This window comes from Burkholderia sp. JP2-270 (genome assembly GCF_003233675.1).
Lineage (GTDB): Bacteria > Pseudomonadota > Gammaproteobacteria > Burkholderiales > Burkholderiaceae > Burkholderia > Burkholderia pyrrocinia_C.
Genome location: NZ_CP029824.1, coordinates 2177451 through 2200420 on the forward strand (window position 1 = coordinate 2177451; position 22970 = coordinate 2200420).

General features: G+C 65.6%; 22 protein-coding genes and 1 pseudogene. 17 read left to right on the forward strand and 6 right to left on the reverse strand.

The annotated features are described in order from the left end of the window. Positions 1-103 precede the first annotated feature (103 nt). Together DM992_RS10365 and DM992_RS10370 are read left to right on the forward strand one after the other, a co-directional pair. Positions 104-538 carry an NfeD family protein gene (locus DM992_RS10365; protein WP_111016733.1) on the forward strand — a complete coding sequence of 145 codons (435 nt, stop codon included), beginning with the start codon at positions 104-106 and terminating at the stop codon, positions 536-538. Between the two features lie 33 nt (positions 539-571). Then, positions 572-1507: an SPFH domain-containing protein gene (locus DM992_RS10370; RefSeq protein WP_072437102.1), complete on the forward strand. Its 936-nt coding sequence runs from the start codon at positions 572-574 to the stop codon at positions 1505-1507. Positions 1508-1747: 240 nt separating this feature from the next. Here the strand turns inward: DM992_RS10370 and smpB are convergent, their stop codons facing one another. Beyond that, positions 1748-2194 carry an SsrA-binding protein SmpB gene (smpB, locus tag DM992_RS10375; protein WP_006478511.1) on the reverse strand — a complete coding sequence of 149 codons (447 nt, stop codon included), beginning with the start codon at positions 2192-2194 and terminating at the stop codon, positions 1748-1750. A gap of 98 nt (positions 2195-2292) precedes the next feature. Between smpB and DM992_RS10385 the strand changes: the two genes are divergently transcribed. Together DM992_RS10385 and DM992_RS10390 are read left to right on the forward strand one after the other, a co-directional pair. Further along, complete coding sequence (locus DM992_RS10385; protein ID WP_034181130.1) at positions 2293-2730, forward strand: type II toxin-antitoxin system RatA family toxin; 438 nt, start codon at positions 2293-2295, stop codon at positions 2728-2730. A 4-nt stretch (positions 2731-2734) separates the two neighbouring features. After that, positions 2735-3058 carry an RnfH family protein gene (locus DM992_RS10390; RefSeq protein ID WP_111016734.1) on the forward strand — a complete coding sequence of 108 codons (324 nt, stop codon included), beginning with the start codon at positions 2735-2737 and terminating at the stop codon, positions 3056-3058. A gap of 61 nt (positions 3059-3119) precedes the next feature. Here the strand turns inward: DM992_RS10390 and DM992_RS10395 are convergent, their stop codons facing one another. The 3 genes from DM992_RS10395 to DM992_RS10405 all read right to left on the reverse strand — a co-directional run bounded on the left by DM992_RS10395 (position 3120) and on the right by DM992_RS10405 (position 6220). Then, on the reverse strand, positions 3120-4103 hold the full coding sequence (locus tag DM992_RS10395; RefSeq protein WP_111016735.1) for a DMT family transporter: 984 nt from the start codon (positions 4101-4103) through the stop codon (positions 3120-3122). A 178-nt stretch (positions 4104-4281) separates the two neighbouring features. Further along, on the reverse strand, positions 4282-4968 hold the full coding sequence (locus DM992_RS10400) for a glutaminyl-peptide cyclotransferase (RefSeq protein ID WP_111017881.1): 687 nt from the start codon (positions 4966-4968) through the stop codon (positions 4282-4284). Between the two features lie 31 nt (positions 4969-4999). Then, the gene (locus DM992_RS10405; protein WP_111016736.1) at positions 5000-6220 is read right to left on the reverse strand and encodes a helix-turn-helix domain-containing protein; all 1221 of its coding nucleotides are present in this window, start codon (positions 6218-6220) and stop codon (positions 5000-5002) included. A gap of 114 nt (positions 6221-6334) precedes the next feature. Here DM992_RS10405 and DM992_RS10410 point away from each other — a divergent pair, with 114 nt between their 5' ends. The 6 genes and pseudogenes from DM992_RS10410 to DM992_RS10435 form a co-directional block, all read left to right on the forward strand. Beyond that, positions 6335-7099 (forward strand): DUF899 domain-containing protein, encoded by a 765-nt coding sequence (locus DM992_RS10410; RefSeq protein ID WP_111016737.1) that lies wholly within the window; start codon positions 6335-6337, stop codon positions 7097-7099. Between the two features lie 30 nt (positions 7100-7129). Continuing rightward, positions 7130-7936 carry a DUF2182 domain-containing protein gene (locus tag DM992_RS10415; RefSeq protein ID WP_111016738.1) on the forward strand — a complete coding sequence of 269 codons (807 nt, stop codon included), beginning with the start codon at positions 7130-7132 and terminating at the stop codon, positions 7934-7936. Between the two features lie 277 nt (positions 7937-8213). Further along, a complete protein-coding gene (gene guaB / locus DM992_RS10420) occupies positions 8214-9674 on the forward strand; it encodes an IMP dehydrogenase (protein WP_034181136.1) in 1461 nt (486 codons plus the stop codon). Between the two features lie 6 nt (positions 9675-9680). Continuing rightward, the gene (locus tag DM992_RS10425) at positions 9681-10280 is read left to right on the forward strand and encodes a hypothetical protein (protein WP_111016739.1); all 600 of its coding nucleotides are present in this window, start codon (positions 9681-9683) and stop codon (positions 10278-10280) included. Between the two features lie 114 nt (positions 10281-10394). Continuing rightward, a complete protein-coding gene (gene guaA / locus DM992_RS10430; protein WP_111016740.1) occupies positions 10395-12014 on the forward strand; it encodes a glutamine-hydrolyzing GMP synthase in 1620 nt (539 codons plus the stop codon). Positions 12015-12235: 221 nt separating this feature from the next. Next, positions 12236-12511: pseudogene (locus DM992_RS10435) on the forward strand (Arm DNA-binding domain-containing protein); the annotation flags it as partial. 9 nt (positions 12512-12520) lie between these two features. Here the strand turns inward: DM992_RS10435 and DM992_RS10440 are convergent. Beyond that, the gene (locus tag DM992_RS10440; RefSeq protein WP_239511262.1) at positions 12521-13120 is read right to left on the reverse strand and encodes a type VI secretion system accessory protein TagJ; all 600 of its coding nucleotides are present in this window, start codon (positions 13118-13120) and stop codon (positions 12521-12523) included. Then, entirely contained in the window at positions 13117-13839 is a 723-nt protein-coding gene (locus DM992_RS10445; RefSeq protein WP_111016741.1) for a TagK domain-containing protein, read from the reverse strand. Before DM992_RS10445 ends, DM992_RS10440 begins: the two co-directional genes overlap by 4 nt. Positions 13840-14326: 487 nt before the next feature. Here DM992_RS10445 and tssH point away from each other — a divergent pair, with 487 nt between their 5' ends. From tssH to tssL, 7 genes are all read left to right on the forward strand, one after another. Continuing rightward, on the forward strand, positions 14327-17008 hold the full coding sequence (gene tssH, locus DM992_RS10450; RefSeq protein WP_111016742.1) for a type VI secretion system ATPase TssH: 2682 nt from the start codon (positions 14327-14329) through the stop codon (positions 17006-17008). Positions 17009-17047: 39 nt separating this feature from the next. Beyond that, positions 17048-17590 carry a type VI secretion system contractile sheath small subunit gene (tssB, locus tag DM992_RS10455; RefSeq protein WP_111016743.1) on the forward strand — a complete coding sequence of 181 codons (543 nt, stop codon included), beginning with the start codon at positions 17048-17050 and terminating at the stop codon, positions 17588-17590. Positions 17591-17617: 27 nt separating this feature from the next. Beyond that, complete coding sequence (tssC, locus tag DM992_RS10460; RefSeq protein ID WP_111016744.1) at positions 17618-19111, forward strand: type VI secretion system contractile sheath large subunit; 1494 nt, start codon at positions 17618-17620, stop codon at positions 19109-19111. Positions 19112-19202: 91 nt separating this feature from the next. Beyond that, positions 19203-19688: an Hcp family type VI secretion system effector gene (locus DM992_RS10465; RefSeq protein ID WP_111016745.1), complete on the forward strand. Its 486-nt coding sequence runs from the start codon at positions 19203-19205 to the stop codon at positions 19686-19688. An 85-nt stretch (positions 19689-19773) separates the two neighbouring features. Further along, positions 19774-20274: a type VI secretion system lipoprotein TssJ gene (tssJ, locus tag DM992_RS10470; protein WP_111016746.1), complete on the forward strand. Its 501-nt coding sequence runs from the start codon at positions 19774-19776 to the stop codon at positions 20272-20274. 31 nt (positions 20275-20305) lie between these two features. Beyond that, positions 20306-21652: a type VI secretion system baseplate subunit TssK gene (gene tssK / locus DM992_RS10475; protein ID WP_111016747.1), complete on the forward strand. Its 1347-nt coding sequence runs from the start codon at positions 20306-20308 to the stop codon at positions 21650-21652. 51 nt (positions 21653-21703) lie between these two features. Further along, positions 21704-22966, forward strand: a complete 1263-nt coding sequence (tssL, locus tag DM992_RS10480; protein ID WP_111016748.1) for a type VI secretion system protein TssL, long form — start codon at positions 21704-21706, stop codon at positions 22964-22966. The last annotated feature ends 4 nt before the right edge of the window (positions 22967-22970 follow it).

Here is a 22970-nt window from a genome sequence, read left to right on the forward strand (position 1 = left end):
CCCGCGGGGGGCAGTGAACGTGTCGATCCGGAGTAGCGCGTCAGCGCATACTCCGGTCCCATGCAACGCAAGTGAGCGTGGGGGATGTTTTCTGGAGACCACAATGATGTCGGGGCATCTGTTCTGGTGGGGCGCGGTAGGTGTGCTGGTCGTGGCCGAGTTGCTGACGGGCACGTTCTATCTGCTGATGATCGCGCTCGGCTTTCTCGCGGGCGGGTTGCTGCAACTGGCGGGTTTCGCGCCGCACGTGCAATTTGGCGCGGCGGCCGTGGTCGCGATTGTCGCAATGATCGTGCTGCGCCGTTCGGGGCTCGGGCGCAAGCAGAAACGCGACACGTCGACGAATCCCGACGTCAATCTCGATATCGGCGCGACCGTCACCGTCGACGTGTGGCGTGACGGCCGTGCGCGCGTGCAGTATCGCGGCGCCGACTGGGACGTCGAGCTGGCGAACGGCGAGCGCGACGATGCGCACGTGTATCAGGTAAGCGCCGTGCGCGGCAGCTGTCTCGTGGTCGTGGCGAAACCCGCGGGCTGATTGTCCGCTGATACAACAAGGAGGGAATATTTGATGGATTCGCTGATCATCTGGGTTGTCCTGCTCGTCATCGCGATCGTGATCGTGTCGAAGACGGTGAAGATCGTGCCGCAGCAGCATGCGTGGGTGCTCGAGCGCTTCGGGCGCTATCACGCGACGCTGTCGCCGGGGCTGAACATCGTGCTGCCGTTCGTCGATCGCATCGCGTACCGGCACGTGCTGAAGGAAATTCCGCTCGACGTGCCGAGCCAGATCTGCATCACGCGCGACAACACGCAGCTTCAGGTCGACGGCGTGCTGTATTTCCAGGTGATGGACCCGATGAAGGCGTCGTACGGGTCGAGCAATTTCGTGCTCGCGATCACGCAGCTGTCGCAAACGATGCTGCGCTCGGTGATCGGCAAGCTGGAGCTCGACAAGACCTTCGAGGAGCGCGACTTCATCAACCACAGCATCGTGTCGGCGCTCGACGAGGCCGCGGCGAACTGGGGCGTGAAGGTGCTGCGCTACGAGATCAAGGACCTGACGCCGCCGAAGGAGATCCTGCACGCGATGCAGGCGCAGATCACCGCCGAGCGCGAGAAGCGCGCGCTGATCGCCGCGTCCGAAGGCCGCAAGCAGGAGCAGATCAACCTCGCGTCGGGTGCGCGCGAAGCGGCGATCCAGAAGTCCGAAGGCGAGCGGCAGGCCGCGATCAACCAGGCGCAGGGCGAGGCCGCCGCGATTCTCGCGGTGGCCGAGGCGAACGCTCAGGCGATCCAGAAGATCGCGAGCGCGATCCAGTCGCAGGGCGGGATGGACGCGGTGAACCTGAAGGTCGCCGAGCAGTATGTCGGCGCGTTCTCGAATCTCGCGAAGCAGGGCAACACGCTGATCGTGCCGTCGAACCTGTCGGATCTCGGCAGTGCAATCGCATCGGCGATGTCGATCGTCAAGAACGCGTCGCCGGTCGCGGGCGGGAAGGGCTGAGCCGGAGCCAGGCGCGCAGGAGGCCGCCGCGTGCGATCGGCATGCGGCGAATCGTCGCGCAGCCGGGCGGCCCGGATGAGGTCCGTCGGTTGCCGGCCGGTCCGTATCGTCAGCCGAACCGGCGCGGCATCGGGAATCCCGCCGCCTGCGTCCGGTCGCCGATATGTACGAATTGCGCTGTACAAAGCAACGCGGCCCGCTTCGAGCGGGCCGTGTCGTTTGCGATGCGCGTCGAGCGCGTCAGGTGCCGGCGCGCATGATGCGCGCCTTCTCACGTTCCCAGTCGCGCTTCTTCTCGGTTTCGCGCTTGTCGTGCAGCTTCTTGCCCTTCGCGAGCGCGATGTCGCACTTCACGCGGCCGCCCTTGTAGTGGAAGTTCAGCGGCACGAGCGTGTAGCCGCGCTGCTCGACCTTGCCGATCAGTTTCTTGATTTCCTCACGGTGCAGCAGCAGCTTGCGCGTGCGAACCGGGTCGGGCTTGATGTGCGTCGAGGCTTCGGGCAGCGGGCTGATATGGGTGCCGATCAGGAAGATCTCGGCGTTCTTCACCACGACGTAGCCTTCCTTGATCTGGCCTCGCCCGGCACGCAGCGCCTTGACTTCCCAGCCCTCAAGCACGAGCCCCGCTTCGTAGCGTTCCTCGATGTGATAATCGAAGTGCGCTTTCCTGTTGTCGATGATGCTCATGAAAGGATCGGGCCAACTCGTTTAAAATCACGATTTTAGCAAAGCGGGGCGTGAATCGCCCGGCTTGCGTTCCCACCTTGAGCGATGCCGCGCGATTTATGGCAGATGTCCAGAAAACCGTATTGATCCGTCATTCGGCGGAACAGATGTTCGACCTCGTCACCGACGTGGCCGATTACCCCAATTTCCTGCCCTGGTGCGGCGGCGTCGAGATTCGCCGTCAGGACGACAGCGGGATGGAAGCGCGCATCGATATCAACTTCAAGGGCATCAAGCAGCATTTCGCGACGCGCAACACGCAGCAGCGTCCGACGCGGATCGACATGGAATTCACGGACGGCCCGTTCAAGAAGTTCACGGGCTCGTGGCGCTTCACCGCGCTGCGCGCCGATGCGTGCAAGATCGAATTCGCGCTGCATTACGAGTTTTCGAGCATCCTGCTCGAGAAAATCATCGGGCCGGTGTTCAGCCACATCGCGAACACGTTCGTCGATTCGTTCGTGAAGCGCGCGGACCAGCGCTACGGGAAGGGGTGAAACGATGCTGTCGATCGAAGTCTGCTATGCGCTGCCGGACCGCCAGACGCTGATTCCGGTGTCGCTGCCCGAAGGCGCGACCGTTCGCTCGGCGATCGACGCGAGCGGCGTGCTCGCGCTGCACCCGGAGATCGACCTCGCGCAAGCGAAGACGGGCGTGTACGGCAAGCTCGCGCCGCTCGATGCGCCGCTCGCCGACCACGACCGCGTCGAGATCTACCGCCCGCTGATCGTCGATCCGAAACTGGCGCGCCAGCGGCGCGTCGACAAGTCCCGCCGCGCCGGCTCCATCGAGGGCCGCAAGTGGATGCACAAGGACGCGCGCTGACGCGCGGTTCCGCTTCTTTCGCTCCTTTCACTCCGATTCGTCCGATCAAACGCCGCGGCGCTCAGTGGGCCGCGGCGTTCGCGTTGACCGACGCGCTGCCCGGGGTATCTCCGCCGGCGGGCGTGTCGTCGTGCTGTCGCACGGAGCCGTACACGCCAGCGAGCAGCAGCGCGAGCGCGGCGATCTCGAGCGCGTGCGGCATCCGCTGGTCGTACACGAACGCGTAGAGCATTGCGAACACGGTTTCGAACACGATCAACTGGCCCGACAGCGTGAGCGGCAACCGCTTTGACGCCGCATTCCACAGCCCGTTGCCGAGCCACGACGCGCCGATCGCGAGTACGAGGTTCAGCAGCCAGAACAGTTGCCAGCGCGACGCCGGGGCGGCCGTCTGCACCGTGCCGGCCGGCAGCGCGAGGATCGCGATCCAGCAGAGCCCACCGATCAGGCCCGTCACGACACCCCACAGCACCGACCATTCGTTGCCGCCGAAATGATGATGGCGCTGCAGGTAGCGCGCGTTCGCGACCGCATACCAGGTCCAGCTCGCGAGCGCGCCGGCCGCGCAGGCGATGCCCGCGAGCTTCTGGCCGAGTGTCGTCGCGTGCGCGGCCTCGGACGTGAACAGATCGACGTTGACGCAGGCGATGCCGGCGATCACCAGTGCGAGCGGGACGGCAAGCCGCCGCAGCGGCACGGCGCCGTGGTCGCCGAGGCCTGCGAGCGTGACGGTGACGGGCAGCACGCCGACGATCAGCGAACTGGGCGCGATGCCGATCAGGTGCACGGCGCCCGACAGCAGCATGTAGTACGCGACGTTGCCGACGACCGCGAGCTTCACGAGTGCAACGAGATCTTCACGGGTCAGTCGCACGAGCAGCGAGCGGGTGGCCGGCAGCGCGGCCGCGAGCGACACGAGGCCGTACATCGCGTAGCGGCCGGCGCTCAGCAGCAGCGGCGAGAAGTCCGTCAGCAGCCGCGGAACGAGAAACACCATGCCCCACAGGGCACCTGCCAGGACACCATAGACCACACCGCGCCGCATCGACCGCTCCGAACACATGACTGACGAGCGCGCATCTTAGCGACGCCGGTTCGGCGGCGTCTTGTTCATTCCTGCACTCGGGGCATGGCGGGGCTTCGCCGTGCCGTGCGACGGAGCGGCCGCGATCCGTTCCTGGTTATCGAGGGGGCGAGGGCTCGCGGCCGCGGGACGGCGCGAATCAGCCGTCGGCCGGGTCGGGCGTCGCACCGGCGCCGTCGCCCGACGCCCGCACGCGCGCCGGGCGACGCACGGTGCGCAGCTTGCCGCTGTTGCCGCCGCCGCAGTAGAAAAGATCGTGGCCGTCGGATTCGAGTCCCGACACGCCGACGCCGGGAGGCATGTCGACCTGCTCGAGCACCTGGCCCGTACGCGGATCGATGTGCCGCAAATCGCTCTGGTCGGCTTCCCAGGTGCCGTGCCACAGCTCGCCGTCGACCCACGTCACGCCGGTGACGAAGCGGTTCGATTCGATCGTGCGCAGCACGGCCCCCGATTCCGGATCGATCTGATGAATCTTGCGTTCGCGGTACTGGCCGACCCACAGCGTGCCTTCGGCCCACGCGAGCCCCGAGTCGGCGCCGCCGCCGGGTGCCGGGATCGTCGCGAGCACGCGGCCCGATTCCGGATCGATCTTCTCGATGCGGTCCTCGACGATCTGGAACAGGTGGCGGCCGTCGAACGCCGTGCCCGCATGCGCGGCGACGTCGAGCGAGCGGACGGTCGTGCCGTGCTCCGGATCGAGCGCATTCAGCTTGTCGCCGGACGCGTACCACACGTGCCGCCCGTCGAACGTGACGCCGTGCACGCCGTCGACGCCCGGAAACGGGCCGTACTCGCGAATGATGTCTGCATTGGAGCGTTTCATGTTCGTCACCTCGTCGTTCGGTGAGACCATCCTAGTCTCCCGGCAGTGCGGCAGGGAGTAACAAGGTCGTCGCGAATCCGGGCAGCGGCGGCGTCATCCAGCGGCGCGCGCGGCCGCGGCCGAGCGCCTGCACCTTGGCCGCTTCGGCGAGCGCGTCGAGTGCGCGCTGCACGGTGCGCTGGCTCGCGCCGAGCGCGAGCGCCAGCGCGGAGCTCGACCACGCCTCGCCGTCGGCGAGGAGCGCGAGCACGGCCGCGTGGCGATCGTCGACCGGGCGCGCGAGTACGACGGTCTCGCGCACGCCGAGCGGTTCGAGCGCGAAGCCGCGCGGCGTCGCGGTGACGTTCGCGAGCGGCCGCAGCACCGCGCGCAGCCGGCCGATCTCGACGCGCAGGCGCGCGCGATGCGATTCGTCCGCATGTTTCGCGCGGAACGCGGCGGCCACGAGCGCGTTTCTCGACACGTCGGCCGGCCATGCCTCGCCGAGCGTGCGGGCGAGCACGAACAGCACGGGGCGGCGCGCGAGCGACACGGTCGTGCGCGCGTCGCGCACCGTGTGGCGGCATGCGTCGACGACGAGCGCATTCGACGCGAACAGCGTTTCGACTTCGTCGAGCTGAACGAGCCGCGACGTGCCGCGCGTTACGAGTCGCGCGGCCGGCGCATCGAGCACGCGCGCTGCGGTGTCGACTTCGGCCGTCAGCGCGGCGATGCCGGCGTCGCGGGCGGCGGCCCGCGCACGCGCGAGCGCAGCGCGGGCCGCATGCGTGCGGATGCGGCGCATCGCGATGCCGGCCGCGATCAGTTCATGGGCGGCGCGCGACGCGGCCGGCAGCGGCGCGGGATCGAGATGCGCGAGCATCCGTTCGGCATCGTCGATGTGACCGATCAGCAGCAGCCGGCGCACGCCGAGATAGCGCGCATGCGCGGCGTTCGCGCGGTCGCCGTGCGCGTCGAGCGTCGCGCACGCGGCATCGAGGGCGCGCGTCGGCCAGCGGAGGTCGCGCGACGCGAGCGCGATCTCGGCTTCGGCGACGACGCAGCGCGCACGCGCCACGGCTTCCTTTGCGCCGAACGCGCGCGCGGCGCCGCGCACGAGTGCCCGCGCGCGTTCGAAATCGCCGAGCTGCGCCATCGCGATCCCGCGCAGCGCGAGCGCCGGCGCGTCGTCGCGCAGCGCGACGCGGTTCAGCGCGCCGAGCGCGTCACCGGCCGCGAGCGCGCGCGCGGCCGCGGTGATCAACGAATCCATCCGAATCCCGACACACTTGTCACTCCCTCCGGCCCGATGCCGAGCACTAATCTAGCACCACGCACACGGCGCCGTACGCCGTGTCCGGATACCCATCGGAAGGAGGAACCCGCAATGACGACCCATCTCACCGGAACGCGCGACGAATGGCTGGCCGAGCGCAGGGCGCTGCTCGAAGCAGAAAAGGCGCTGACGCGGCAAAGCGACGAACTCGCGCGGCGGCGCCAGGCACTGCCTTGGGTGCGCGTCGACAAGACCTACCGGTTCGACACCGAAGAAGGACAGGCGACGCTCGACGACCTGTTTCGCGGCCGTTCGCAACTGCTCGTCTATCACTTCATGTTCGGCCCCGACTACAAGGCCGGCTGCCCGTCGTGCTCGGCGCTCGCGGACGGTTTCGACGGCTTTGCCGTACATCTGGCGAACCACGACGTGACGCTCGCGGCCGTGTCGCGCGCGCCGCTCGCGAAGCTGCTCGCGTACCGGCAGCGGATGGGGTGGACCTTCCCGTGGGCGTCGTCGGTCGGCAGCGATTTCAACTTCGACTTCAATGTGTCGTTCACCGAAACGCAGCGGCGCACGGGCGACGTCGAATACAACTACGCGCGGGCGGGCCACGCGATGGACATGGATCCGCCGCCGGCGCCCGTCGTGCAGTTCGCGGCGACGTGCGGCACCGACGCCGTTACGTATTCGCTCGACCGGCCGGGGATGAGCGCGTTCGTGCGCGAGGGCGGCGCCGTCTATCACACGTACTCGACCTATGCGCGCGGGCTCGACGGGCTGTGGGGGATGTACCAGTGGCTCGATCGCGCGCCGCGCGGGCGCAACGAGGCCGGCCCGTGGTGGCGCCGGCACGACGAATACGCGCGCGGCTGAGCGCGGGCCGGCGACGGGCGGGAGCGCGCGATGACACGGCCGGCAACCGGCGACACGGGCCGCGATCGGCGCGCATTCGGCGCGGCGCTCGTCGCGGTGTTCGCCGCCGCGGCGATGGCGACACTGGCGCAGCACGCGTCGATGGACGCGATGGGCGGCGCACCGATGCCCGGCGGCTGGATGTTCTCGTCCGCCTGGCTGCGGCCGTGCGGATGGGGCCCCGGCCGCGCGTTCGCGGCGTTCGCCGGCATGTGGGGCACGATGACGGTGACGATGATGCTGCCCGTGCTGGCGCCGACGCTCTGGCGATACCGGCAGCGCGTCGGCCCGCTGGACGCGGCGCGCTCGACCGGGCTGGTCGTCGTCGCGGGCGCCGGGTATTTCGCGGTATGGATGGCGCTCGGTGCGGTGACGTTTGCGCTCGGCGGCGCGCTGACGGCCGCCGCGGCACGGCTGCCGACGCTCGCTCGCGCGATGCCGTTCGCGGCCGGCGCGATCGTGCTCGGTGCGGGCGCGTTGCAGTTCTCGGCGTGGAAGGCGCGCCGGCTGGCGTGCTGCCGGCACGCGACGGCGGACCCGCGCCGCTCGCGGGCGGCTGCCGGCGCGGCCTGGCGGCACGGCGTGCGAACCGCGATGCATTGCGGCACCTGTTGCGGGAACCTGATGGCGGTCGCGCTGGCGGCCGGCATGATGGATCTGCGCGTGACGGCCGCCGTGACGGTCGCGATCGCCGCCGAGCGGCTGGCGCCGGCCGGCGAGCGCGTTGCGCGGCTGGTCGGCGGTATCGCGGTCGGGGGCGGTCTCGCGATGATCGCGCGCGCGACCGGGCTGGTATAAGGCCAGGGAGGCGAGCCGATCCGGCGCGTTGCCGGGCCGCGGGCGACCGGTGCCGCCGCTGCAGTGTGGCCCGGCCGCGACCGGCGCAGCGCCGCCGCGCAGCCCGTTGCGCGAATGACCCGATGCGGCGGTGAAACGAAAGACGATCGAAAACGAACCGAACGGTGATCCGAACGATTCGGCCCCCGAACGCATGAAAACGGCTAAGCTGTTGTTCGTGTTGTGAAAATTCGCAGCGCTTCGCGTATAATTCGCTTTTGCGCCCATAGGATTTGCCATGCGTCTGATCCAAAAAGCACTCACTTTCGATGACGTGCTCCTCGTTCCTGCCTTCTCCGACGTTCTCCCGCGCGACACCAGCCTCAAGACCAAGCTGACCCGCAACATCTCCCTGAACATGCCGCTCGTGTCCGCCGCCATGGACACGGTCACCGAAGGTCGTCTCGCGATCGCGATGGCGCAGCAGGGTGGCGTCGGTATCGTCCACAAGAACCTCACGCCGGCCGAACAGGCCCGCGAGGTCGCGAAGGTCAAGCGTTTCGAGTCGGGCGTCGTCCGTGACCCGATCACGGTGCCGCCGCAAATGAAGGTGCGCGACGTGATCGCGCTGTCGCGCCAGCATGGCATCTCGGGTTTCCCGGTCGTCGAAGGTCCGCAGCTCGTCGGCATCGTCACGAACCGCGACCTGCGTTTCGAAACGCGCCTCGACGAACCGGTCAAGTCGATCATGACGCCGCGCGAGCGCCTCGTCACGGTCAAGGAAGGCACGCCGCTCGCCGAAGCGAAGGCACTGATGCACAGCCACCGCCTCGAGCGCGTGCTGGTCGTCAACGATGCGTTCGAACTGCGCGGCCTGATGACCGTCAAGGACATCACGAAGCAGACCGAACACCCGGACGCGTGCAAGGACGAACACGGCAAGCTGCGCGCAGGCGCGGCGGTCGGCGTCGGTCCCGACAACGAAGAACGCGTCGAGCTGCTGGTGCAGGCCGGCGTCGACGTGATCGTCGTCGATACCGCGCACGGTCACAGCAAGGGCGTGCTCGAGCGCGTCCGCTGGGTCAAGCAGAACTTCCCGCACGTCGAAGTGATCGGCGGCAACATCGCGACGGCCGCCGCCGCGAAGGCGCTCGTCGAATACGGCGCGGACGCGGTCAAGGTCGGTATCGGCCCCGGCTCGATCTGCACGACGCGGATCGTCGCAGGCGTCGGCGTGCCGCAGATCAGCGCGATCGCGAACGTCGCGGAAGCGCTGAAGGGCACCGGTGTGCCGTGCATCGCCGACGGCGGCGTGCGCTTCTCGGGCGACGTGTCGAAGGCCCTCGCGGCCGGCGCGAACGCGGTGATGATGGGCAGCATGCTGGCGGGCACCGAAGAGTCGCCGGGCGACGTGTTCCTGTACCAGGGCCGCCAGTACAAGGCGTACCGCGGCATGGGTTCGGTCGGTGCGATGAAGGACGGCGCGGCAGACCGCTACTTCCAGGACAACTCGGCGAACATCGACAAGCTCGTGCCGGAAGGCATCGAAGGCCGCGTCGCGTACAAGGGTTCGGTCAACGCGATCCTGTTCCAGCTGGTCGGCGGCGTGCGCGCGAGCATGGGCTACTGCGGCTGCCGGACGATCGACGAGCTGCACGACAAGGCCGAATTCGTCCAGATCACCGCTGCGGGCATGCGCGAGTCGCACGTGCACGACGTGCAGATCACGAAGGAAGCGCCGAACTACCACGTGGACTGACCGGCGATGAAACCGCTGCTGCGAGCCGTGCTGATCGTCGATGCCGTGCTGCTGCTGGCGTTCGGCGTGCTGTTCGTGCTGACGCCCTGGCAGTCGCTTTTCAACGCGCTGCAGCTTGCGAACGTCCAGCCGGCGATGCTCGGCCAGGCGTTCGGCATCGCTTTGCTCGGGCTCGCATGGCTCGCGTTTCATGCGGCGTTCAACGGCGATCTCACGGCGCCTGTCGCGCGGTCGGTCGGCCACGTGTACTGGCTGACCGGCGTGCTGACGATCGTCTGGTCGATCGGCACCGGCAGCGGTCCCGCGCTCGCGGCCGCCGGCCGGGTGCTGTCGGCCGTGGCCGGGGTCGCGCTGATCATGCTTGGCCTCGGCGGCGTGCGGCTCGCATCGGCCGTGCGCCGGCGCGAGAAGGCGCAGGCGCTCGAGGCACGCGCACCGGCGCAGCGTCCGGCCGAGCCGGCGATGGCGCCGGCGTCGTCGCCCGCACCGCAGCGCGTCGAACCCGTTGTCAGCCGTCCCGCGGCGCCCGCCGCGCCGTCGTCGGCCGCATCCAGCCAATCGTCAGGCGGCGTCGCACTCGACGAGCGCCCGCCGATGCAGGATTGACCGGCCATGCGTCGCGCGTGCCGCCTGCCGCCTGCCGCCCGACGCCGCTGTCCATGCTATTGACGCAGCGCATGATGCGCTGCTTTTCTTATTCTCTTCATCCCGTCCGCAGCCATGCACGACAAAATCCTGATTCTCGACTTCGGTTCGCAAGTCACCCAACTGATTGCGCGACGCGTGCGTGAAGCGCACGTCTACTGCGAAATCCATCCGAACGACGTGTCCGACGACTTCGTCCGCGAGTTTGCGCCGAAGGCGGTGATCCTGTCGGGCAGTCACGCGAGCACGTACGAAGACCACCAGCTGCGCGCGCCGCAGGCCGTATGGGATCTCGGCGTGCCGGTGCTCGGCATTTGCTACGGCATGCAGACGATGGCCGTGCAGCTCGGCGGCAAGGTCGAGTGGAGCGACCATCGCGAATTCGGCTATGCGGAAATGCGCGCGCACGGCCATACGCGCCTGCTCGACGGCATCGAGGATTTCACGACGGCCGAAGGCCACGGGATGCTGAAGGTCTGGATGAGCCACGGCGACAAGGTCGCCGAGCTGCCGCCGGGCTTCGCGCTGATGGCATCGACGCCGAGCTGCCCGATCGCCGGCATGGCCGACGAGGCGCGCGGCTACTACGCGGTGCAGTTCCACCCGGAAGTCACGCATACGGTGAAGGGCCGCCAGATCATCGAGCGCTTCGTGCTGCAGATCGCCGGCGCGAAGCCCGACTGGATCATGCGCAACCACATCGAGGAAGCCGTCGCGAAGATCCGCGAGCAGGTCGGTGACGAGGAAGTGATTCTCGGCCTGTCGGGCGGTGTCGATTCGAGCGTCGCGGCTGCGCTGATCCACCGCGCGATCGGCGACCAGCTCACCTGCGTGTTCGTCGACCACGGCCTGCTGCGCCTGAACGAAGGCAAGATGGTGCTCGACATGTTCGAGGGCCGCTTGCACGCGAAGGTCGTGCACGTCGACGCGTCCGATCAGTTCCTCGGCCATCTGGCCGGCGTGACCGATCCGGAAGCGAAGCGCAAGATCATCGGCCGCGAGTTCGTCGAGGTGTTCCAGGCCGAGGCGAAGAAGCTGTCGAAGGCGAAGTGGCTCGCGCAGGGCACGATCTATCCGGACGTGGTCGAATCGGGCGGCACGAAGACGAAGAAGGCGACGACGATCAAGAGCCACCACAACGTCGGCGGCCTGCCGGAAACGCTCGGCCTGAAGCTGCTCGAGCCGCTGCGCGACCTGTTCAAGGACGAAGTGCGCGAGCTGGGCGTCGCGCTCGGCCTGCCGCCGGAGATGGTGTACCGCCATCCGTTCCCGGGCCCGGGCCTCGGCGTGCGGATTCTCGGCGAGGTGAAGCGCGAATACGCTGACCTGCTGCGCCGCGCGGACGCGATCTTCATCGAAGAGCTGCGCAACACGACCGCGACCGCGCAGGATGCGGCTGCCGGTCTGTGCGGCGAAGTCGATGTCGGCAAGAGCTGGTACGACCTGACGAGCCAGGCGTTCGCGGTGTTCCTGCCGGTAAAGTCGGTCGGCGTGATGGGCGACGGCCGCACGTACGACTACGTGACGTCGCTGCGCGCAGTGCAGACGACCGACTTCATGACCGCACACTGGGCGCACCTGCCGTACGCGCTGCTCGGCCGCGCGTCGAACCGGATCATCAACGAGGTGCGCGGGATCAACCGTGTGGTGTACGACATCTCGGGCAAGCCGCCGGCGACGATCGAGTGGGAGTGAGCTAGACTGCTCCCAGGTCGTTCCGGGAGTTCCGTTTTTCCTGTTTTGCCGTTTAAAAACAGGGGGTTATTGTCCATCCGGATCCGCTGCGATCCGCGCAATGCCACGTGGAAATGTCGGTACCGTTGGCGGTACCGATGTTTCCTCCTCGGACGGCCTTGTCCGATACCGTCACGCTGGGTTGACGGTATCGACCGACGGTATACGTTCGAGGAGGTTTTATGCTCACCGACACGCAGCTGCGTGCCCTCAAGCCGGCTGAAAAAATCTATAAGGTCGCTGATCAGCGCGGACTATGTGCAGCGGTGATGCCATCGGGGGCGGTAAGTCTCCGGTATGACTATCGAGTGAACGGCCGCCGTGAAACCTTGGTTATCGGCCGGTATGATCCATCACTGTCGGCGCGAAAGCCGCGGAAATCAGGCGAACTCGTGTTTGGAATGGCTATCAGTCTTTCTGAGGCACGCATGCTTCGCGATCTGGCGGCAGGACAGATCCCGGGTGGGTCAGTTCTGCGTGGACATCAACAGATCGACGAGCTTCGTCGGCGGCGACACGCTCCATGCCGCCAGATCGGCAAACGGAACCCATCGGTAGTGCCCAGCCGTGATGACCTCGCAGACGGGGCCGAAGCTGGAATCGCTATCGACGATCCAGGCTGCCTTTCCCTGAGGGATCCGGACCGCGACGCTCGGCGCGGCGTCGAGTGCTGCCTCACGCGCGTCGTCTGCCTGCTCGATCTGTCCGTCGGCAGCAGAGCGGAGGGCGTTCAGCAGACCGTCAACCCACGCTGGCGGCTCGAGCACAAAGCCCGGGCGCTCGCGTCCCTCGACCACCTGCTTTCGCCAGCGCTCGGCGCGGATCAAGTCGCGGTACACCTGCGCGGTCGGCGCCTGGCTCGGCTCAAGCTTCGCCCACGTCTGCAACTGCTGAACCGCGCGCGTCCATTCACCTGTGACGCACATCAACTCGAACAGCGCCCAACGATGGGACGCCGTGGTCGGCTGAGCACGTAGGCGTGCCGAGACGCGCTCGATTTGCTCGCTGAGGGGCGCCTCACCCAAGCGATGCGTGTGGGGCGTGTCGGAGGCGGTGAGCCGGGTCATCCTTCGTCCTTGCGTGAGGGGGCGGATAGCGGACTGTCCACGGTCAGGGCGTGGTGTTCGCGCCGCGTGAGCGCAGGTGGTAGCACCGGCCCGCGTCGTGCGGCCGCCGCTTGAAATTCGGGTGGGGCAAAGAGCCGCAAGATCTCCGGGATCGGTTCATCGTCGAGCGCGGTCTCGGTGTGTCCGTCCAATCGCTCGAACACGTCGTCGAGCGTGCGATCGCCGAACAGCAGCGCTTCGATCGATTCGGCGCGTTCGGGGTCGCCGTATGCACGCAGGGCATCGGTGGAGTCCGGGCGGGTGGCATGCGCCGCTGGTTCATCCACCATTGGCGCCCACTCAGCCGCAACCGTCGCATGGGGATCGGTCAGCGCACGCCAATATTGCGAGTGCAATGTGTCCACCAGGGCGTCGGAGCTGTCAGCGGCGGCAGCGGTCGTGCGGGACGACGCGTGCATACGCGCCGCGGCGCCGTCCACGCTCCCGATGCCGAGCTGATCAAGGACGTCGTTGGTGACGTGCAGATGCTCGCCCGTCTCGTCATTTGGAAGGTCGGACTCGACCACGTCGGAAGTGCGCCACGCGTACCCTTTGCCAAGCACGGGCTCGGTGTGCGAGAGGTCCGGTTGACGGCGCCAAGGTAGGCGAAGGGGGCGCATCTTGAGTGTTCGATGAGAGGAAGTTCGCATTTTAAACACGAGTCCGCGCTTGCCGTCCATCACGACGTCGTTCGTTCAGCTATTGAGATTTGTTCAGAATGTTTTTGAGATTCTATATTAAATGTCAAAGATGTTTAAGTGTTAATTAGGAATTCGTTGTAAATCAATGATCTAGAAAAGTGTGACATACGATTTAACCTTTGGAATTTCATTTTCTCGTGAAATAACAATAACTTAGATTATATTGAAATTCACGGGATGGCTGTCGAGAGACGTCCGAGGGATGGCTGGATTGCCACCGGCTAAGCGGGGAGGTGCGCGCATTGATCTCGATTCGTTCTTGATGGTATTGACATCGAGAATGCGTTGACGCCGCTTCGATTTCGTGATGATAATTCGGCACCGATCCGACTTGGCCGTTTGACTCGTATCGGGGAGAGTACGATTTATCGAGTGTTTTCGGTTCCATCAGGTAATGTAGATGTGTAGTAGTCCTGATAGGTCTGACGGGGTGCTCGGGGCATCGTAGCCAACAACAAAGACCATCATGACGATTTCACGCCAAACGCTATTCGGTAAGCTCGGGGTCCAGCTTTACCGCGGCATCGAATCCGCAACGAGTTTCTGCAAACTGCGCGGAAACCCGTTCGTTGAGCTCGTCCACTGGCTGCATCAGGTGCTGCAGCAGCCGGACGGCGACCTCCAACGGATCGTGCGCCACGCGAGCATTGATCGGGATGCGCTCGAGCGCGATTTCGCGCGGGCGCTGGCCGCATTGCCGGCCGGCGCAAGCGCGATCAGCGATTTTTCGTGGCACATCGAATTGGCAATCGAGCGTGCCTGGGTGCTCGCGACCCTCGAATACGATGACCGCAGTGTGCGCGGCGCATGGTTGATCGCGGCACTCGTGTCCACGCCCGACCTGCGACGTGTTCTGCTTTCCATCTCTCCCGCGTTCGGCAAAATCCCGGTCGACGGACTCGGTGATGTGCTGCCTGCCTGGATTGCGGGCTCCCCGGAAGCGGCCGACGGCCCCTACGACCACAGCGAGTTGTCGCCCGCCACGCCGGGTGAGGCGTCCGGCGCGATGCCGGGCGCGCCGAAGGGCGGCTCGCTTGAGCAGTACTGCACGGATCTGACGGCGCTGGCCCGCGCGGGCGAAATCGATCCGGTCATCGGCCGCGAGCTCGAGATCCGCACGATGATCGACGTGTTGCTGCGCCGGAGGCAGAACAACCCGCTGGTGACCGGCGAAGCCGGCGTCGGCAAGACGGCCGTGGTCGAAGGTCTCGCACGCGCGATCGCGTCGGGCAACGTGCCGCCGAAGCTGGCCGACGTGCGGCTGCTTGGCCTCGATGTCGGAGCGCTGCTGGCGGGTGCCAGCATGAAGGGGGAATTCGAGGCTCGCTTGAAGGGCCTCCTCGAAGCGGCTGCGAAGTCGACTGTCCCCGTGATCCTGTTCATCGACGAGATCCATACGCTGATCGGCGCGGGCGGCCAGGCGGGCACGGGCGACGCCGCCAACCTCCTGAAGCCGGCCCTCGCGCGCGGCACGATCCGGACGATCGGCGCGACGACCTGGGCCGAGTACAAGCGGCATATCGAAAAGGATCCCGCATTGACCCGGCGTTTTCAGGTGCTGCAGGTCGCGGAGCCGTCCGAGGCCGCTTCCGTCGATATGGTGCGAGGGCTCGCGCAAACGTTTTCGGCGCATCACGGTGTCGTGGTGCGTGACGAGGCGATCCGTGGCGCGGTGACGTTGTCGCACCGCTACATTCCGGCACGCCAGTTGCCGGACAAGGCAATCAGCCTGCTCGATACCGCTTGCGCGCGGGTCGCATTGTCGCAACATGCGACGCCGCGCGAACTCGACGACGTGCGCCAGCGTCTCGCGGCCGCGCGCACGGAAGAGGCGCTTCTCGTGCAGGAGGCCCGCGTCGGTCTGGACGCGGACAAGGCACTAACCAATGTGCGCGTGCGTATCGACACGCTGGCAACGGAGGAGGCCGCGGTCGACACGCGTTGGCGTGAACAGGCCGCTGCCGCGCAGGCGCTGCTTGTCGCGCGCGAGGGCGCGGCAGGATCACCCGACGATTCGCCGGTGCCCCTTGAACGGCTGCGCGAGCTCGAGCGAGCGCTGGCCAACCTTCAGGGCGAGGTGCCGCTCGTGCTTCCGGAAGTCGATGAGGCGATCGTGGCGGAGATCGTTTCGGACTGGACCGGTATCCCAGTAGGTCGCATGGTCACGGACGAGGTGGCCGCAGTGCGCCGGCTGCCCGAAACGCTGGAGGCGCGCGTGATCGGCCAGACTGATGCGCTGCGCCTGATCGGCGAGCGCGTGCAGACCGCGCGGGCCGGCCTGACCGACCCGAAGAAACCGCTTGGCGTGTTCCTGCTCGCGGGGCCGTCGGGTGTGGGCAAGACAGAAACAGCACTGGCACTGGCCGAAGCGCTGTACGGCGGCGAACAAAACCTGATCACGATCAACATGAGCGAGTATCAGGAAGCCCACACCGTGTCGGGCCTGAAAGGGGCGCCGCCAGGGTATGTCGGTTATGGCGAGGGCGGGGTGCTGACCGAAGCGGTACGGCGCCGTCCGTACTCCGTCGTTTTGCTCGACGAGGTCGAAAAGGCTCATCGCGACGTCCACGAAATGTTCTTCCAGGTGTTCGACAAGGGCTACATGGAGGACGGCGACGGCCGCCACATCGATTTCCGCAACACCACCATCTTGCTGACCAGCAATGTGGGCTCCGACCTGAGCGCGAGCCTGTGCGCCGATCCGGCGCTGGCGCCTGACATGGAGGGTTTGCGGGACGCGCTCACGCCTGAATTGCTCAAAGCCTTTCCGGCCGCCTTTCTCGGTCGGGTGGCGGTGGTGCCGTACCGGCCGTTGGCCGACGACGGGCTTGCCCGCATCGTCCGCTTGCATCTGGGCCGCGTTGTGAAGCGCATGGCCGACAGCCACGATATCGCGCTCACCTTCGACGATGCGGTGGTCGACTACATCGTTGGCCGCTGTCTCGTCCAAGAAACCGGCGCGCGCGTGCTCATCGGCTTTATCGAGCAACACATCCTGCCGCGCCTGTCCGCCGTCTGGCTCGACGCGTTCACGTCGAAGTCTGCGATTACGCGCGTTGCAATCGGTGTTGCCGATCCCGCTGCTGCGCCGCCTCAGGCGCTGGCGTTCGATGCATTGCCTACCCATTTGGACCCGTCGCTCAGCTGAGCGCTCAGTCCACTACCCACCGTCCAGGAGAGCCTGTCCATGTCCGCTTCCAGCAGTTCGCAAAAATTCATCGCGCGCAATCGTGCGCCGCGCGTGCAAATCGAGTACGACGTCGAGGTCTACGGGTCGGAGAAGAAGGTCGAGCTGCCGTTCGTGATGGGCGTGCTGGCCGATCTGTCCGGCAAGCATCCCTCGGAGCCGCTTCCTGCCGTGACGGACCGACGATTCTTGGAAATCGATATTGACAATTTCGATGAGCGCATGAAGGCCATCCGGCCACGCGTCGCGTTCGCAGTGCCGAATACGCTGACGGGCGAAGGTCAGATGATGGTCGACATGACCTTCGAGAGCATGGAGGACTTTTCGCCGGCGGCCATCGCACGCAAGGTCGAGTCGCTGCGTCAGCTGCTGGAAGCGCGCACGCAACTTGCCAACCTGCAAACGTACATGGATGGCAAGTCGGGTGCCGAAGCGCTCGTCACGCAACTGCTGCAGGACCCGGCGCTCCTCAAGTCGCTGGCTGCGGCACCAAAGCCCGAGCGTCATGACGCGGGTGCGGCGGACACGGGCGAAGCGAACTGACCGACGAACCGATCGAGGAAGACCATCATGGCGAAACAGCAAGCACAGGCCGCCCAAGCGCAGACGGCCACCCAATCCGATTTTACGCAACTGCTCGAGAAGGAATTCCGTCCGAAGACCGAGCAAGCACGGGAAGCGGTCGAATTTGCGGTTCAGACGCTCGCGGAACAGGCGCTGAGCCAGTCGATCACGATCAGCGACGATGCGTACAAGAGCATTGCGGCCATCATCGCGCAGATCGATCACAAGCTCTCCGAGCAGATCAACCTGATTCTGCATCACGAAGACTATCAAGCGCTGGAGTCCGCATGGCGCGGCCTGAACCATCTGGTCTCGAACACCGAGACGGATGAACATTTGAAGATTCGTGTCCTGGACGTTTCGAAGACCGAACTGCATCGCACGATGCGTCGCTACAAGGGCTTGGCGTGGGATCAAAGCCCGCTCTTCAAGCAAATCTACGAGCAGGAATACGGTCAGCTCGGCGGCGAACCGTACGGGTGTCTCGTCGCCGACTACTACTTCGACCATACGCCGCCCGATGTTGACCTGCTGGGCTCGATCGCGAAGGTCGCTGCAGCGTCGCATACGCCGTTCATCACGGGTGCGGCACCGTCGGTGCTCCAGATGGAGTCGTGGCAGGAACTGGCGAACCCGCGTGATCTGACCAAGATCTTCACGCAGAACCTCGAATACGCGGCGTGGAATTCGCTGCGCAACACCGAGGACGCGCGCTACGTCGGTCTCGCGATGCCGCGTTTCCTCGCCCGTCTGCCGTATGGCGCCAAGACCAATCCGGTTGACGAGTTCGATTTCGAAGAAGACACGAATGGCTCGAACCATAGCCGCTATGGTTGGGCGAACGCTGCATATGCGATGGGCGTCAACATCAACCGCTCGTTCAAGCAGTATGGCTGGTGCTCGCTGATCCGCGGCGTCGAGTCCGGCGGCACGGTCGAGAACCTGCCGTGCCACACGTTCCCGACTGACGACGGCGGCGTCGACATGAAGTGCCCGACTGAGATCGCGATCTCGGACCGCCGCGAGGCCGAACTGTCGAAGAACGGCTTCATCCCGCTCGTGCATCGCAAGAACACCGACCATGCAACCTTCATCGGTGCGCAGTCGCTGCAAAAACCGGCCGAGTATCACGATCCGGACGCGACCGCCAACGCGAACCTGTCGGCACGCTTGCCGTACCTGTTCGCATGCTCGCGTTTCGCGCACTACCTGAAGTGCATCGTGCGCGACAAGATCGGCGCGTTCAAGGAACGCGAGGATATGCAGCGCTGGCTCAACGAATGGGTCATGCACTACGTCGATGCCGATCCCGCGAACTCGTCGCAGGACACCAAGGCGCGCCGGCCGCTGGCAGCCGCCGAGGTGCTTGTCGAGGACGTCGAAGGCAATCCCGGCTACTACCAGGCGAAATTCTTCCTGCGTCCGCACTTCCAGCTCGAAGGGCTGACGGTCTCGCTGCGGCTTGTCACCAAGCTTCCGTCGATCAAAGAAGCAGCTTGAGAGTAAGTCCGGCCTGTTCGGTCGCGCGTTAAGCCATCACTCTCGTGGTGCGCGGCCTCTTTTTATTCACTGAAGAAAAGGAGTATTTCGTATGGCACAAGATATTTTCCTGAAGATCGACGGCATCAACGGCGAATCGCTCGACGACAAGCACAAGGACGAAATCGAAGTCCTGAACTGGGACTGGGAAATCATGCAGGAATCGACGATGCACGCAGGCAGCGGCGGTGGCGCTGGCAAAGCGACGGTCAAGGATCTGACGTTCGAACACAACATCGATCGCGCGAGCCCGAACCTGATGAAGTACGCGCTGACGGGCAAGCACATCGACCAGGCGACGCTCGTGATGCGCAAGGCCGGCGGCAACCCGCTCGAGTACCTGAAGGTCACGATGAGCGATGTGATCGTCACGCGCGTGAAGCCGTCGGGCAGCAAGACCGATGCGGAGAAGAGCCGTGAGACGGTGTCGCTGTCGTTTGCAAAGGTGAAGCAGGAGTATGTCGTGCAGAACGCGCAAGGTGGCAGCGGCGGCGCCGTCACGGCGAGCTTCGACATCAAGGGCAACAAGGAAGCGTAAGCCGATGGAACGCCGCGCACCGGGCCTAAATCCAGCCCCCGCCGGCTGCGCGGCGTTTCCCGCTACCTGTCAACGTGAATCCAGTATGCGTTCGATTCTGACTGTCGCCACGCTCGCCGGCGTTGTGTTGCTTTCGGCCTGCGCGAGCGGCGAGCCGAAGCCGAAGGAGCCGATGCGGCTTGACCTGACCGTCAACGCGCGATCCGACGTCAACCCGGATGACCGAGGACGGGCCGCGCCGATCGTCGTGCGCATCTATGAACTGAAGAACGACAACGCCTTCAAGGCGGCGGATTTCTTCACGTTGCAAACGCAGGACAAAACGGTGCTGGCCGACGATGTCGTCAAGCGCGACGAGCTGCAATTGCGTCCCGGCGAGCACCAGACGATCGTGCGACGTCCGTCTGCGGACACCACCGCCATTGGCGTGATTGCGGCCTATCGCGACCTGCCGAATTCGGTATGGCGGGCCGTCTACACGATGCCTGTGCTCGACAAGGCGTGGTACAGCTTCTCCACGCCGAAGCTGAAACTGACTGTCGATCTTGAGGCCAAGGCCGTCAAGATCGAGGAAGCCAAGAAATGAATCACGTCGCTCAACAAAACGGACGATACGCATGAGCTGGTACGCCAAGGTCGCCTGGCAGGAAGGGCTGTTTTTTCGTCCGCAACTGTTCCAGCAACAGGATCGCTACTTCGAAAAGTACGTGCACATGCGTGCCGCGCCGCTGTCGCCATTCTTCTTCGGCTTCGCGCACTACGCGCTCGATCTGGAGTCGCTGGCGTTGGGCAAGGTGATCGTCAAGTCCGCCGCCGGGGTGTTTGCTGACGGCTCGCCGTTTGATGCACCGGGCAACACGCCGTTGCCGCCGCCGCTGACAATCCGACCGGAACACCTCGATCAGGTGATTTATCTCGCGGTGCCGGTCCGACTGCCGAACTGCGAAGAGACGACGTTCGAGAACACGCCGGATTCGCTGGCGCGCTACCTCGTGTTTGATACCGAACTGCGCGACACGAATTCGATCGGCCTCGCGCCCGAGCCGGTGCAATTGTCGAACCTCCGCCTGCGCCTGATGCCCGAAAAGGAGCTCGGCGATGCATGGATCGGCCTTGCGCTGACGCGCGTGAAAACCATTCGCGCGGACGGCAGCATCGAGCTCGACGACACGCTGGTGCCGCCCGTTTCGGGTTATGGCGCGAGCGGCCTCCTGATGAGCTGGGTGACGAAGATTCACGATCTCGCTCGCCTGCGCGCCAATGCCCTCGCGCAGCGGCTGGCGGGCACCGATGACACCACGGCGAGTGCTGCAACGGTCACCGACTACTTGCTGCTGCAGATCCTGAACCGGTATGAGCCTCTGCTGCAGCATATGCTGCGCGTGCCGACCACGTCGCCCGCCGATGTGTATGCGCTGTTGATCAGCATGGCCGGCGAATTGTCGACGCATCTGCGCACGGATACACGGCGGCCGCTCGACACGCATCCGCCTTATCAGCACACGACACCGCACCTGTGTCTGAAGCCGGTTGTCGACGATACGCACCGGCTGCTCAACGCCGTGCTGGTGCGCAGTGCGCAAAGCATCGCACTCGAAGACCGCGGCCACGGCATGCGAAACGCCGTGGTCGATCCGGTCGACATGCAGGGGTTTACTGCGGTCGTGCTGGCCGTGCACGCGGCCATGCCGCCGGACGTACTGCAGCAGCAATTCCTTGCGCAAGCGAAGGCAGGCCCGTCCGACAAGCTGCCGAGCCTCGTGCGCAGCCACCTGCCGGGCATTGGCTTGCAGGCGTTGCCGGTGCCGCCGCGGCAGATTCCGTTCAACGCGGGCTATATCTACTACGAGCTGACCCAGGGTGGACCGCTCTGGGACGAAGTCGTTCGCCACGGCGGACTCGCGTTGCACGTAGCGGGCGACTTCCCGTCGATCAAACTCGAACTGTGGGGCGTACGCGCGTAAGCACGCAACGGCAACCCTGAATTCACGAACCGCGATCAGCTACGTCTCACTATGAGCAACTCATCTACCGGCACCGATGTGGCCGAGGAACGGACCTCGCCAGCATCCGTACGACCGTCATCCACGTCTTCCGGCGCGAGCGTTGTTCCGTTTCGGGAGCGGCTCATTGCTGTCGAGCAGGCGTCGAATCCGTTACGGGAAGCGGCGCGACCGCTCTTGCGCGCGCTCGCGGACATGCCGGACCATCTCGCCCCCGAAGAGACCTTCGCGCTCCGAAACCTTCTCGAACAAGAGGTGCGCACATTCCAGAAGCTATGCGAGCAGACGAACATTCGGCGCGACCATACGATTGGCGCGCGCTACTGCCTGTGCACGGCACTCGATGAGGCCGCGACACAAACCGCATGGGGAACGGGGGAATCGTCCGGCATCGAATGGATCAGCACCGGCCTTGCCACCACGTTCCACGAGGACCGGCAGGGGGGCGAGAAGGTCTATCTGCTGATTGGCCGACTGCTTGCCGAACCGCGTGAGCATCTGGACTTGCTGGAAGTCATCTACGAGATTCTCAGCCTCGGCTTCGAAGGGCGCTATCGGCACGAGGCGAACGGCAAGCGCAAGCACGATGCGATTCGCCAGCGGCTCTACAACGAGATCACCTCGCAACGCGGGGTCGCACCGACGGCGCTGTCGCCGCACTGGCAGTCGGATGTGAAAGGCAAGCGGGTGTCCTTCTATGACTTTCCGGTCTGGATCACGGTCACGCTGCTGTCGGTGGTCCTCCTCGGTCTGTTCGGCTGGTTCAAATACGAATTGATGAGCCGAAGCGCAATCGTGGAGAAGCAGATCGCCGATATCGGCCGGATGACGCCGCCACCCGCACCGCCTCAATTGCATCTGAAGCAACTGCTCAAGGACGAAATCGCGGCTGGCACCGTCAGCGTCGACGAGGATGCGCGTCACAGCGCCGTGACATTCCGTGGCGATGCGATGTTCCCGCCCGGTGGCGTCACGATCAAGAGTGCGATGGCGCCGCTCGTCGCGAAAATCGCGGGCGAGATCGTGAAGGTGCCGGGCAAGGTCAGCGTCCTGGGGTACACGGACAACCTGCCGATTCGCAGTCGCCAGTTCCCGTCGAACGAAGCGCTGTCGGAGGAGCGGGCGACACAGGTCTTGCAGATGCTGCAGGCCGCTGGTGTGCCTGCCAACCGACTCGAAGCGGTGGGCAAGGGTGACGCCGATCCGATCGGCGACAACCGCACCGCCCAGGGCCGCGCGCAGAACCGGCGCGTCGAGATCGTCGTCGCGCAATAGGCCA

Bases quoted from the DNA above. Each gene is read 5' to 3' on its own strand.
- DM992_RS10365 (WP_111016733.1), top strand. From the start codon at position 104: ATGATGTCGGGGCATCTGTTCTGGTGGGGCGCGGTAGGTGTGCTGGTC.
- DM992_RS10370 (WP_072437102.1), top strand. From the start codon at position 572: ATGGATTCGCTGATCATCTGGGTTGTCCTGCTCGTCATCGCGATCGTG.
- smpB (WP_006478511.1), bottom strand. From the start codon at position 2,194: ATGAGCATCATCGACAACAGGAAAGCGCACTTCGATTATCACATCGAG.
- DM992_RS10385 (WP_034181130.1), top strand. From the start codon at position 2,293: ATGGCAGATGTCCAGAAAACCGTATTGATCCGTCATTCGGCGGAACAG.
- DM992_RS10390 (WP_111016734.1), top strand. From the start codon at position 2,735: ATGCTGTCGATCGAAGTCTGCTATGCGCTGCCGGACCGCCAGACGCTG.
- DM992_RS10395 (WP_111016735.1), bottom strand. From the start codon at position 4,103: ATGCGGCGCGGTGTGGTCTATGGTGTCCTGGCAGGTGCCCTGTGGGGC.
- DM992_RS10400 (WP_111017881.1), bottom strand. From the start codon at position 4,968: ATGAAACGCTCCAATGCAGACATCATTCGCGAGTACGGCCCGTTTCCG.
- DM992_RS10405 (WP_111016736.1), bottom strand. From the start codon at position 6,220: ATGGATTCGTTGATCACCGCGGCCGCGCGCGCGCTCGCGGCCGGTGAC.
- DM992_RS10410 (WP_111016737.1), top strand. From the start codon at position 6,335: ATGACGACCCATCTCACCGGAACGCGCGACGAATGGCTGGCCGAGCGC.
- DM992_RS10415 (WP_111016738.1), top strand. From the start codon at position 7,130: ATGACACGGCCGGCAACCGGCGACACGGGCCGCGATCGGCGCGCATTC.
- guaB (WP_034181136.1), top strand. From the start codon at position 8,214: ATGCGTCTGATCCAAAAAGCACTCACTTTCGATGACGTGCTCCTCGTT.
- DM992_RS10425 (WP_111016739.1), top strand. From the start codon at position 9,681: ATGAAACCGCTGCTGCGAGCCGTGCTGATCGTCGATGCCGTGCTGCTG.
- guaA (WP_111016740.1), top strand. From the start codon at position 10,395: ATGCACGACAAAATCCTGATTCTCGACTTCGGTTCGCAAGTCACCCAA.
- DM992_RS10440 (WP_239511262.1), bottom strand. From the start codon at position 13,120: ATGACCCGGCTCACCGCCTCCGACACGCCCCACACGCATCGCTTGGGT.
- DM992_RS10445 (WP_111016741.1), bottom strand. From the start codon at position 13,839: ATGGACGGCAAGCGCGGACTCGTGTTTAAAATGCGAACTTCCTCTCAT.
- tssH (WP_111016742.1), top strand. From the start codon at position 14,327: ATGACGATTTCACGCCAAACGCTATTCGGTAAGCTCGGGGTCCAGCTT.
- tssB (WP_111016743.1), top strand. From the start codon at position 17,048: ATGTCCGCTTCCAGCAGTTCGCAAAAATTCATCGCGCGCAATCGTGCG.
- tssC (WP_111016744.1), top strand. From the start codon at position 17,618: ATGGCGAAACAGCAAGCACAGGCCGCCCAAGCGCAGACGGCCACCCAA.
- DM992_RS10465 (WP_111016745.1), top strand. From the start codon at position 19,203: ATGGCACAAGATATTTTCCTGAAGATCGACGGCATCAACGGCGAATCG.
- tssJ (WP_111016746.1), top strand. From the start codon at position 19,774: ATGCGTTCGATTCTGACTGTCGCCACGCTCGCCGGCGTTGTGTTGCTT.
- tssK (WP_111016747.1), top strand. From the start codon at position 20,306: ATGAGCTGGTACGCCAAGGTCGCCTGGCAGGAAGGGCTGTTTTTTCGT.
- tssL (WP_111016748.1), top strand. From the start codon at position 21,704: ATGAGCAACTCATCTACCGGCACCGATGTGGCCGAGGAACGGACCTCG.